Source organism: Actinosynnema sp. NPDC020468 (assembly GCF_040642015.1).
Taxonomy (GTDB): domain Bacteria; phylum Actinomycetota; class Actinomycetes; order Mycobacteriales; family Pseudonocardiaceae; genus Actinosynnema.
The window spans coordinates 65,013-76,305 of record NZ_JBFAEO010000043.1 but is presented as its reverse complement, the minus strand read 5'-3'; the positions used below and the strand labels follow the sequence as shown (position 1 = coordinate 76,305).

At 74.7% G+C, this 11,293-nt stretch carries 9 protein-coding genes; 5 read left to right on the top strand and 4 right to left on the bottom strand.

The window, feature by feature from the left end:
* Nucleotides 1–56 precede the first annotated feature (56 nt).
* Together AB0G50_RS27020 and AB0G50_RS27015 are read right to left on the bottom strand one after the other, a co-directional pair.
* The gene (locus tag AB0G50_RS27020; RefSeq protein ID WP_360113542.1) at nucleotides 57–1,655 is read right to left on the bottom strand and encodes a PxKF domain-containing protein; all 1,599 of its coding nucleotides are present in this window, start codon (nucleotides 1,653–1,655) and stop codon (nucleotides 57–59) included.
* A 358-nt stretch (nucleotides 1,656–2,013) separates the two neighbouring features.
* Complete coding sequence (locus tag AB0G50_RS27015; RefSeq protein ID WP_360113540.1) at nucleotides 2,014–2,364, bottom strand: hypothetical protein; 351 nt, start codon at nucleotides 2,362–2,364, stop codon at nucleotides 2,014–2,016.
* A gap of 110 nt (nucleotides 2,365–2,474) precedes the next feature.
* On the opposite strand from AB0G50_RS27015, the gene AB0G50_RS27010 reads away from it, so the two are divergent.
* Nucleotides 2,475–4,760, top strand: a complete 2,286-nt coding sequence (locus tag AB0G50_RS27010; RefSeq protein ID WP_360113538.1) for an AAA family ATPase — start codon at nucleotides 2,475–2,477, stop codon at nucleotides 4,758–4,760.
* 16 nt (nucleotides 4,761–4,776) lie between these two features.
* Here AB0G50_RS27010 and AB0G50_RS27005 read toward each other — a convergent pair whose 3' ends face one another.
* Nucleotides 4,777–5,640: a helix-turn-helix transcriptional regulator gene (locus AB0G50_RS27005; RefSeq protein ID WP_360113536.1), complete on the bottom strand. Its 864-nt coding sequence runs from the start codon at nucleotides 5,638–5,640 to the stop codon at nucleotides 4,777–4,779.
* Nucleotides 5,641–5,725: 85 nt separating this feature from the next.
* Here AB0G50_RS27005 and AB0G50_RS27000 point away from each other — a divergent pair, with 85 nt between their 5' ends.
* Genes AB0G50_RS27000 through AB0G50_RS26990 form a run of 3 tightly spaced genes read left to right on the top strand, consistent with a single transcriptional unit; the run spans nucleotide 5,726 to nucleotide 7,508 of the window.
* The gene (locus tag AB0G50_RS27000) at nucleotides 5,726–6,499 is read left to right on the top strand and encodes an SDR family oxidoreductase (protein ID WP_360113533.1); all 774 of its coding nucleotides are present in this window, start codon (nucleotides 5,726–5,728) and stop codon (nucleotides 6,497–6,499) included.
* A 42-nt stretch (nucleotides 6,500–6,541) separates the two neighbouring features.
* Nucleotides 6,542–7,012 carry a YdeI/OmpD-associated family protein gene (locus AB0G50_RS26995; protein ID WP_360113531.1) on the top strand — a complete coding sequence of 157 codons (471 nt, stop codon included), beginning with the start codon at nucleotides 6,542–6,544 and terminating at the stop codon, nucleotides 7,010–7,012.
* Nucleotides 7,013–7,052: 40 nt separating this feature from the next.
* A complete protein-coding gene (locus AB0G50_RS26990) occupies nucleotides 7,053–7,508 on the top strand; it encodes a DUF2399 domain-containing protein (RefSeq protein ID WP_360113529.1) in 456 nt (151 codons plus the stop codon).
* A 74-nt stretch (nucleotides 7,509–7,582) separates the two neighbouring features.
* Here AB0G50_RS26990 and AB0G50_RS26985 read toward each other — a convergent pair whose 3' ends face one another.
* Nucleotides 7,583–8,674, bottom strand: a complete 1,092-nt coding sequence (locus tag AB0G50_RS26985) for a cytochrome P450 (RefSeq protein WP_360113527.1) — start codon at nucleotides 8,672–8,674, stop codon at nucleotides 7,583–7,585.
* An 85-nt stretch (nucleotides 8,675–8,759) separates the two neighbouring features.
* On the opposite strand from AB0G50_RS26985, the gene AB0G50_RS26980 reads away from it, so the two are divergent.
* Nucleotides 8,760–11,087, top strand: a complete 2,328-nt coding sequence (locus AB0G50_RS26980; RefSeq protein ID WP_360113525.1) for a LuxR C-terminal-related transcriptional regulator — start codon at nucleotides 8,760–8,762, stop codon at nucleotides 11,085–11,087.
* Nucleotides 11,088–11,293 lie beyond the last annotated feature (206 nt).

Here is an 11,293-nt window from a genome sequence, read left to right as displayed (position 1 = left end):
GCGACGCGGACCGCACCGCGTCGCACGCCCCGACGGTCAAGCACTGTCCACTGTGGTCAGAGGAAACGGAAGTGTGCGGAGTGGACGGTCCCGTCGGCCAGGGTGAGGTCGACGGTGCGGCACGTGCCGTGCCAGTGCGGGTCGGTGAGCCACGTGTAGGTGTAGTGGCCGGTCAGGTGGTTGTAGACCAGGCCGGGACCGGCGGTGGGCTGTGGTGCCCCGATCGGGGCGAGCGTGGTGCAGTCGACCTGTCGGGAGGTGGGCGAGCCGGGCGCGAGGACGTGCGGGCCCTGGTCGCCGCCGAGGGTGAAGCGGAGCAGGACGGGCAGGCCCGCCAGTCGGTGGTTGACCGCCGGCGGGTTGGCGACGGGCGCGAGGAAGCCGGTGAACGGGTAGGCGTAGGTGTAGCGGCCGGTGGTGGTGCCGGCGCCGACGGCGTTGGTGACGGTGACGTCCACGGGTCCGTAGGCGGCCGCGGCGGGCGCGGTGGCGGTGATGCTCGTGTCGCTGTTCACGGTGAAGGACGTCGCCGGGGTGGCGCCGAAGGTCACCGCCGTGGTGCCGGTGAGGTTCGTGCCGGTGAGGGTGACGACGGTGCCGCCGGCCTTCGGTCCCCGGTCCGGGGTCACGGCGGTGACGGCGGGCAGCGGGACGGTGCCCACGACGACGGCGAACGGGCGGTTGAAGCCGCCGATGGTGGCGGTCGCGGTGGTGGTGGCGGTGTCGATCACCGTGAGGGTGCCGTTGAGCAGGTCGGCGACGTAGGCGGTCGCGCCGGACGGGGTGAACGCGATGCCGCGCGGGGTGAGGAAACCGCCGAGGGTGGCGGTCCTGGTGTCGGTGGCGGTGGCGATCGCCGAGACGCTGACGTTGTCGCTGACGTAGACCGTGCCGCCGGTCGGGGAGGCCTCCAGGGGGTTCGGGCCGGTGAAGCCGCCGACGGTGGCGGTCACGGTGTTCGTGGCGGTGTCGATCACCGACACCGAGTTGCCGAAGAAGTTCGCCACGTAGACGGAACCGCTCGGCGAGGCCGTGATCGACAGGGGCCTGCTGCCCACGCCGATCGTCGCGGTGATCGCGTGGGTGGTCGGGTCGACCACCGACACCGAGTCGCCGAACGCGTTGGCGACGTAGACGGTGCCGTTCGGGGTGATCGCCAGCGACGTGGGCCGGTTGAAGCCGCCGATGGTCGCGGTGACGGCGGCGGTGGCGGTGTCGATCACCGACACGGTGTTGTCGGAGGCGTTGGCGACGTAGGCCGTCGCGCCGGACGGGGCTACCGCGACCTTCTGCGGCACCGCGCCCACCGGGATCGTCGCGGTGATCGCGTTGCTGCGGGTGTCGAGGACCGACACCGAGTCGGCAGCCTGGTTGGCGACGTAGACGGCGGTCCCCGACGGGGTGATCGCCACCGAGATGGGACCGGCGAATCCGCCGACGGTGGCCGTCACGCTGTTGGTCGCGGTGTCGACGACCGACACGCTGTTGCCGTTGAGGTTGGCGACGTAGGCCAACGTCCGCGTGCCCGGCGCGGCCTGCGCCGCGGGCGTGCCGACCACCGCCGACAACGTCGACGTCACGAGCGCGGCGACAGCGACCGCGCTCCACCGCCGCACACCGGGGTTTCTCCGCCTTGCCTGGACCTGTTGCGTCATGCTCGGTCCTCCTTCGGCGCCTCGCGTGGCGGTTTCCTGGCCGGAACCGCTCCGATCACGACAAGGCGCCCCTGCTCCGGCGAATCCCGTCGCCGGGTCGAAACACCCCGCCCGGGCACGGCGGATCCGAGTGGAAACCCGATAGCGCCCATTGGCCATTCGCAGGCGATTCATTCCCGCGAAATGTGTTCGACCCTCGGAATCCGGCTCGGCACGCGCATTCCACGATGGAATCCACGCCTACCCGGGGCGTCGTGAACCCGCCACCACCCGTTACCACCCGATCGTGTCATTGCCACACCGGGAATCCGGCGGCGCCACGTCGTCACGACCACGCCGCGACATCCGATCCGCCGGGTCAGCCGCGGAGGTCCTCCGTGATCACCAGGCGCCCTCCCGCCGTGCGGTACACGATCGGCACCTTCAGCGCCGCGGCCAACCGGTGCGCCAGTTCCTCCCCGCGCGCGTACCACCGGTCGGCCACGTCCTCCTCGGCGAAACCACCGGACATCGGGTCCGCGGAGTCGAACACCGCCTGGAACTCGCCGTCCCACGCGTCGACGTCGGCCACCAGGTCGGCGGGCAGGCCGAACTCCTCGCCGAAGTCCTCCGGTGAGTAGTTGTCCGGCAGCTCGCCGCCCTCCACGACCGCCCACAGCGGACCCGTCACCCACTCCGGCGACAGGTGCAGCTCGATCAACTTCTCCACCACGTGTCCCCCCGTCCGCGTCAGGTCACCGACAACGTAACCGCCGCGGGCGGTGGAATTCGCGGTATACAAGAAGACTGGCTGTCGGAGCACGGGGAGGCGGGGTCCGCGTGACCGACGATCCGGACCGGCCGGTGGTCGACGCGCGGTCCGCGCGGGGCGTGCAGATCGGCGACCACAACACGCAGCACGTCCACCTGACCACCGCCGGGAGCAGCGCGGTGGTGACGGCGATCCGTGCCGAGCCCGGCCCCGAGGTGTTCGTGGGACGGGCGCCGGACCTCGAGCGGGTGGCGGCGGTGCTGGCTCCCGGCGGCCGCGGCCCGTCCACCGGTGTCGTGCAGGGCATGGGCGGCATCGGGAAGACCGCCCTCGTCCGGCGTGCCGCGGCGGACGCGGTGGGGCGGGGCTGGTTCCGCGGGGGCGCGGTGTTCGTGGACCTGCACGGATACGAGCCGGCGAACCGGGTGCGACCCGGGCAGGTGTTCGCGGCGGTGTTGCGGGCGCTGGACGTCCAGGCCGAGGCGATCCCGTCGGACGCCGCCCAGCAACCCGCCGCCTACCACCGCCACCTCGACGGGTTGGCCACCCGGGACGAGCGCGTGCTGGTGGTGCTGGACAACGCCGCGGACCTCGACCAGGTCCGGGACCTGGTGCCCGCGCCGGGCGTCCACCGGGTGCTGATCACGTCCCGCGACGCCCTCCCGCTGCCCGGCGCGACCCGGGTGGGTCTGGGACTGCCGCCGCCCGCCGAGGCGGCGGAGCTGGTGCGCGCGGTGCTGGACCAGCGTGCCCGCGACCGGGGCGAGCCGGCCGATCCCCGGCCCGCCGCCGAGGTCGACGCCATGGCGGAGGTGCTGCGGTGGTGCGGGCGGCTGCCCCAGGCCGTGGTGATCGCCGCCGGTGTGCTGGCCGAGGAGCCGGACCTGACCGTCGCGGAACTCGCCGCCGACCTGGCCGACTCGCGCACCCGGCTGACCGTGCTGGACGACGGCACCGGCGGCGTGCCGGCCGCGTTCCTGACGTCGTGGCAACGACTCCGCGCTCGCGACCCGGAGGCGGCCAGGCTGCTCTGCCTGGTGACGATCGCGCCCGGCCCGGACGTCGGCCTGCCCTCGGCGGCGGCGCTGCTGGGCGCGGACGACACGGTGACCAGGGTGCGGCTGCGCGTGCTGACGCGCGCCCACCTGCTGCTGGGCGGCCCGCGGCGCTGGGAGTTCCACGACCTGGTGCGCCTCGCCGTCACCCGGCACGCGGTGGACGACCTCGGGATCCCGGAGGCCGACCTGGCCGCGGCCACAGACCGGTTGCTCGACCACTACCTCCGCACGACACGGGCCGCGCTGAGGTGGATGGCCACGGTCCGCTCGCACGCGCCACCACCGACCGACAACCCGTTCGCCGGCTGGGACACCGCGTCGGCCTGGCTGGACTCGGAACGGGCGTGCCTGGTCGCCGGGGTGGTCGTCGCCGGCGAGACCGCGCGGCACCGGCAGGCGGTGGACCTGGCGACCGCGCTCACCGGCTACCTGTCGTGGCGCCGCCACGTCGCCGACCGGGTCGCCGTCGCGGAGATCGCCGACCGCTCGGTCCGGCGGTTGGGCGACGCGCCCGGGACGGTGAGGGCGATCGTGAACCTGGGAGCCGCCCTGATCGAAGCCCGCCGGTTCCGGGAGGCGGTGGACAACCTGGACACCGCGCGGTTGGCGGGCCGCGTCCTGCTCGACAGCCTTCAGGTCGAGGGGCGGGTGTACGACGACCTGGGGCTGGCGCTGCACGGCATGGGCGACGTCGAGGGAGCCGTCGTCCAGCACTACTTCGCGATCGACCTGTTCCGGGAGATCGGCGACCGACGCGGTGAGGCCGCGGCGCGGACCAACGCGGGCATCGCGCTGCACGACCTCGGTGATCACGCGCGGGCCGTGGACGAGCACCTCGCCGCGGTCGGGATCTTCCGCGACCTCGGCGACCGGCTCGACGAGGCGATGGCGCGGGGGAACCTGGCGATCGCCCTGCACGGGTTCGGCGCGCGCGGCGACGCGATCGACGTCCTCCTCACCGTCCGGGCCTCCTTCGCGGAGTGCGGCGACCGACGCGGCGAGGCGCAGACGTGGCGCAACCTGGGGGTGCTGTTCCGCGAGGCGGGCTGGTTCGGCGAGGCGGTCAGGGCGTTCGTCGCCGCCGCCGCGACGTTCGCGAAGGTCGGTGACCGGCGGACCGAAGCCCGGTTGTGGCACGAGCTGGAGCGCCTCTACGCCGCCGCCGGGCGCCCGGACGACGCCCGCTTCGCCGCGGAACGGGCCGCCCTGGTCACCGGCATCACCGGTTCCGACGAGCCGGTCCGGGGGTTGGACGGGTGGCGGATCCACACCGCGCTCGAGGACGAGCCGGGGTGACCCGCCGGGCGCGCGGTCAGCCGTCGACCCCGCCCGGACCGCGGAGCGCTCGGGGTCCCAGCGCGCCCAGGAGGGCGAGGGCCTCGGCGTCACGCGATCCCGCAGGCGCGCTGTAGAGCACGACGTGCTGGTCCCGGTCGGTGAGCGCGAGGGCGTCGCAGTCGACGGTGACCGCACCGACCGCCGTGGTCCGGAACGTCTTCGTGAGCGTCGGCGCCGCCTGCACGTCGTGCCGTTCCCACAGCCGGGCGAACGTGGCGTTGCCGGCCCGGAGTTCCTCGACCAGGCCGGTCACCTCGGGGTCCGCCGGGTACCGGGCGACGGTGGTGCGCAACCGCATGACGACGTGGTGCCGGAACTCGGCACCGTCGGAGATCCCGTACGGCACCCGTTCGGGCCGCCCCACCGCGGGGAACGCCCTGCGCGCGAGGTTGCGGTCCCGCGGGGAGAGCCTGCCGAAGTCCTCCATCAGGGCCGCGGCGAGCGCGTTCCACGCGAGCACCTCGAACACGGCGGACGTCACGAACGCGGCCGTGTTCGGCAACCGGTCCAGCAGCGCGAGGATGCTCGGGCGGACCTCGCGGGAGTGCAGACCGGTGCGGCTCGGCGCGGTGCCCGCGAGGACGTGGAGGTGGTCGCACTCGGCGTCGGTGAGCCGCAGCGCGCCCGCGATCCCGGCGAGGACCTCGCCCGACGGGCGCGGCGCCCGGGCCTGCTCCAGCCGGACGTAGTACTCCGTGGAGATGTGCGCGAGGACGGCGACCTCCTCGCGGCGAAGTCCCCGCGTCCTCCGTCGCGGCCCCGACGGCACACCGACGTCCTCCGGCCGGAGCCGTTCCCGCCGGCTGCGGAGGAACGCCCCGAGTTCCCGCTTGTCCATACCCCGACTGTGCCCGGTGCGCGGCGGACGAGCCCGGTACCGGCTGTACCTGCCTCCGGAACCGCGCCGCGGCGACGCTGTCCCCATGACCGAACACCCGATCGGACTCCTCGCCGACAAGGTCGTCCTCATCACCGGCGCGAGCCGCGGCATCGGCGAGGCGGCGGCCCGGCTGTTCGCGCGGGAGGGCGCCGCCGTCGTCCTCGCCGCCCGCGACACCGACGCGCTGGACCGCGTCGTGACCGGGATCCGCGCCGCCGGCGGTGTCGCCGACGCCGTGCCGCTGGACCTCGCCGACCGCGCGGCCATCCGCGCCGCCGTCGACCGCGTCGAGGCGTTGCACGGCCGACTCGACGGCGCGTTCAACAACGGCGCGGCCCTCCAGCGGGGCTTCGGCCCGCTCGACACCACCTCCGACGAGGACGTCGAGGAGCAGTTCACGGTGAACTTCCGCGCGCACTGGACCGCCATGAACGCCGAGGCCGCACTGATGTCCCGCGGCGACGGCGGGGCGATCGTCAACACCTCCAGCATCGGCGGCCGCCGCGCGAACCCCCGCCTGCCCGCGTACGGCGCCATGAAGCGCGCGTTGAACAGCATCACCGAAACCGCGGCGGTGACCTGGGCGCCCGGGGGAATCCGGGTGAACGGCATCGCGCCCGGCGGCACGGCCACGAGGATGATCGACACCTGGGAGGAGGCGGCACCCGGTGTCGTCGCGCGCGTCAACGCCGCGACCCCGCTCGGCCGGCTCGCCGAACCCCGCGAGGTCGCCGAGGTGGCCGCGTGGCTGCTCAGCGACCGCGCCTCGATGGTGACGGGCGCGATCGTCCCGGTCGACGGCGGCGCCGGCGCCTGACCTCCCGCGCACCGGGGGACACCGGCGTTACGATCGCCACCCATGACGGCACACCGCTTCACCGCCACGGTCCGCGCCGGGGAACGCGGTCACCTGGTCGTGCCGATCCCGTTCGACCCGGACGCCGTCTGGGGCGCGAAGTCGCGGCACCACGTCACCGGCACCGTCGAGGGAGTGCGCGTCCGCGGCGTCGTGGACACCACCGGCGCCGAGCACCGGATCACCCTCCCCCCGGCGTGGCTGCGCGACAACGGGGTGGCGGAAGGCGACCACGTCGAGGTCGTGCTGTCCCCGGAGGGCCCCCAGCGCGCCGACCTCGCCGACGACTTCGCCACCGCCCTGGACGCGACCCCGGCGGCCGCCGAGTTCTTCGACTCCCTCGCCCAGTTCTACCGCCGCGCCTACCTCCGCTGGATCGACGGCACCACCCGCCGACCCGACCTGCGCGCGGCCAGGATCGCCGAGGTGGTCGACCTTCTCGCCGCCGGGGTCAAGCAGCGCCCCAAGAACTGACCGGAACCCGGGTCCGGTCGCGGACACGAGGTCTTCGCCGGTGATCAAGACCGCCGAGGCGACGCGGCGGGCCGCACTGGTCGAAAACCCGTCGGTGATCGAAGCCGCGCCGGCCGCGAGGTTCACCGGCCCGTCGGCCTGCACCAGCGGCCACCTCCGGGCAGTGGATCACGCCTTTCTCCGGCGCGCGGTCGAATGCGGGGTGCGCTTGGGCTACGCCGGTGACATCGACCGCGACGGCCTCATCATCGCCGCGCAGGTGAGGGACCTCTACGGCGCGCGCTTGTACGCCATGGACGCCGCCGCGGTCGCGAGCGCCCGCCCCTCCGCGGTGCCACTGGGCAGGCTGCCCGACGGAACGCCGCACGACCTGGCGACAGCCCTGGCGGAAGAGGGCACGGCGGTGTACCAGGAGGCCGACGCGATCCTGAACCTCCTGCTGGGCGGCCGAAGTGCGGAACCGACCGGGGAACCGGAAGGCCACCGCACCGGATGACCGCCGCCCGGCTCGAAGTCCGACGAGCCGGGCACGGCGCGGTGGTCGGGAGGGGGATGCGGCCGGCCGGGGGTTCACCCGGCCGGCCGCACCGGTAGCGCGGTCACCCCCCGGCTGATCGCGTACCGCCACGTCACGCCGTTCCCGGCGAGCGCGACCCGCGGGTGGCGGCGCAGCAACGCGGTCAGGGCGATCTCGCCCTCCAACCGCGCGAGCCGCGCCCCCAGGCAGTAGTGCGCCCCGTGGCCGAAGGCGAGGTGCGCGCCGCGGCCGAAGCGCAGGGTGTCGGGGTCGGGGAACCGCTCCGGGTCGCGGTTCGCCGCGGCGAGCGACACCAGCACGAGGTCGCCGGCGGGGATGACGGCGCCGCCGAACGCCACCTCCTCGGTCGCCACCCGCAGCACGCCGGGGTTGATCGGGCCGTCGAAGCGCAGCAGCTCCTCGACGGCGGTGGGCACCAGGCCCGGGTCGGCGGTCAGTTCGGCCCACCGGTCCGGGTCGCGCAGCAGCGCCAGCACGCCGTTGCCGATGAGCTGCACCGTCGTCTCGTGCCCGGCGGTGATCAGCAGCATGAGCATCGCGACCAGTTCCTCCTCGGTGAGCAGGCCCGCGTCCCGGTCGGCGAGCAGGTCCGCGGTCAGGTCCGCACCCGGCTCCTTGCGGGCGACGAACTCGGTCACGTGCCCGGTGAGGCGGCCGTAGGCGTCGGCCATGAGCTCCGGGTTCATCAGGTCCCGGGTCAGCTCGCGCAGCACGACGTGCTCGGCGTCCGGCAGGCCCACCAGGTCGCCGATCACCCGCAGGGGCAACGGGACCGCGTAGGTCTCGATCAGGTCCACCACGTCCCGGCCCGCCCACGCGTCGAGCAGCTCCTCGGCGACGCGCTCGATCCGCGGGCGCAGGGCGTCGACCTCCCGGGCGCCGAACACCCGCGCGACGAGCGCGCGCAACCGCGTGTGCTCGGGGGCGTCGGTGTGGTTCATCATCCGGCTGGAGGTGACCGCGCTGCTCAGCCGCTTGTCGGCGAGGGCGGCGAGGACGTCGGCGTGCCGGGTGAGCAGCCACGGCCGGGTTCCGTCGGGCATGGCCACCCGCGTCGGCTCGTGCCGGCGGCACTCGCCGTAGCCGGGGAACGGGTTCTGGAAGAACGCCTCGTCGATCCGCATGGGCCCAGCCTGGCCGGTGCCGGTGCCCCGGTCCTGAGCGACGAACCACCCATCTCCGGCACGCCGACCACCTAGCCTGGTGGGCATGGGGTGGCCGTTCACGGGGAGGGCGGCGGAGCTCGCCGCGGTCCGGCGGGCGCTGCGCGGCGCCGGTCTGGTCGTCGCCGGTCCGGCGGGGGTGGGCAAGACCCGACTCCTGGAGGAGGCGGCGCCCGGTCGCCTCGTGCGCGCGACCTCGGCGTCCCGGACGATCCCGCTGGGCGCCCTGGCCCCGCTGCTGCCGGCCGACCCGCCGACGGGGTCCGGGCTGTTGCGGGCGGCGCGGGAGGCGCTTCGCGGCACCGTCGTCGGCGTGGACGACGCGCACCTGCTCGACGGCACCAGCGCGGTGGTGCTGCACCAGCTCGTGCAGCACCGCGAGGCGGTCGTGCTGGCGACGATCCGGTCGGGTGAACGCGCGCCCGATCCGGTGACCGCGCTGTGGAAGGACCAGCTGCTCGACCGGCTCGAGCTGGCACCGGTGGACCGCGACGGCGTGGAAGCCCTGCTGGTCGCCGTGCTCGGCGGACCGGTGGACAGCCGGTCCGCCGCCCGGTTCTTCTCCGCCACCGGCGGGAACCTGTTGCTGCTGCGCGAACTGCTGCTCGCCACGACACCGCGGCTGCGCGACGGCGTGTGGCGGCTGGACGGCTCGTGGTCCGTGCCGCCGCGGCTGGCCGAGCTGGTGGAGGAACGGCTCGGCACGCTGTCCGACGCCCGCCGGCGGGTGCTGGAGCTGCTGGCGTTCGGCGAACCGCTCGACGTGGACCTGTTCGACCCGGACGAGCTGGAGCCGCTGTCCGACCGCGGGCTCGTCGCGGTGGCCGAGGACGGTCTGCGCCTGGCACACCCGCTCTACGGCGAGGTGCTGCGCGCGGGCTGCGCGGACGTGCGGGCGCGCAACCACAAGCGCCGGCTGGCCGCACTGCTGGACGACCCGCTGCGGGTCGCCGTGCTGCGCCTGGAGAGCGGCACGGCGGACGACCCGGCCCTGCTGCTCGCCGCGGCGCACCGGGCGTGCGACGCGTTCGACCTGCGGCTGGGCGCACGGCTGGCCCGGGCCTCGTGGGAGCACGGCGGCGGAGTGGCCGCCGCCCACCTGCTCGCCCAGCTGCTGGGGCTCGACGACCACGCGGCGGAGGCCGAGGAGGTCTACGCGGCCGTCGCCTCGCCCGACACACCGCCGGAGGTGGTCGCCACTCGCGCGCTCAACCTGCGGTGGGGTCTCGGGCGGGGCGAGGAGGCGGCATCGCTGGCGGGTCTGCCCGCCGGTACCCGCGCGTACCTGCTGTTCGACTCCGGGAAACCCGAGGAGGCGCGGCGGGCGTTGCCGGGCACCGACGCCCCGGAGGAGCGCATGCTCGCGGCGATGTTCGACGCCGTCACCGGCCGACCGGTCGGCGACTTCCCCACCGCGGCAAACCTGCGGGTGGAGGTGCCGGGCCCGGCCCTGGAGGTCATGGGCTACGCGGAGTGGTTCGTGCGGATCACCACCGGCGACCTCCTGGACGCCGAACGCCTCGCCACCGCCGCGCACACGGGCAAGGACCGGTGGGACGCGATGCGCGCGCAATGGGGCATCTACCGCGCGATCACCGCCCGCCACCGCGGCGACCTCGACCTGGCGCACCGGACGCTGCACGAGGTCGAGCCGTCCGCGATGCCGGGGTTCCGGCGGTTCCTGGCCCTGGTGGAGCTGTCGGTGGTGCTCGCGATGCGGGGCGAGGACGGGCGCGAGGCGTTGGCGCGGGCGGAATCCCTGCGGCCGGACGAGCACGGCCACGCGGCCCTGGACCACGCGCGGATCTGGGTGACCGGCGCCTCGCCCTTCGCGGCGGCCGACGCGGCGCGACAGCGCGGTGAACTGGCGATCGAGGCGGCCCTGCTGCACGACGCCGTGCGGCTGGGCCACGCGCGTCGGGCCCTGCCCCGCCTGACCGAACTCGTGTCGCGCGTCCACGGCCTGCTCGTGCCGCTGTACGCCGAGCACGCCCGCGCCGTGGCCACCCGGGACGCGGCGGCAGCACAACGGGTCGCCGCCGCCTTCTCCGCCGTCGGAGCCGACCTGTACGCCGCCGAGGCCGCCGCCTTCGCCGGCAACCGCGCCCTCGCCGTCGGCCTGCGCGCCCGCTGCCCGGGTGCCGCGACGCCCGCCTTGGCCGAGGTGACCGCGCCCGACCTGACGCCGCGGCAGCGCGAGGTGGCCGTCCTGGCGGCCCGGGGAATGACCAATCGCGAGATCGCCGACGCGCTGACCACGTCCGTGCGCACGATCGACAACCACCTGGCGGTCGCGTACGCGAAACTGGGCATCACCACCCGAGCCGCCCTCCCGGACGCCCTGGGCGTGGGCTCCGGCCGTCCGCGCTCCTGAGCCGGGCACCAGGACCCACCGCCGCGTTCGACTTCGCAGGTCACCTCGTGCCGCGGGTCCGGGGCGAGGCGTGGTCGGCGCGGCGCGCCTCGCGGTGTGTTCCCGGGCCGCGCAAATGCTCACCCGAAATCGGCACCCCTCGTATTCGGATGTGCCCGCGACTCTTACTCTCCGCGAGACGAAGACCCCTCGTTGGTGGCCGGTTC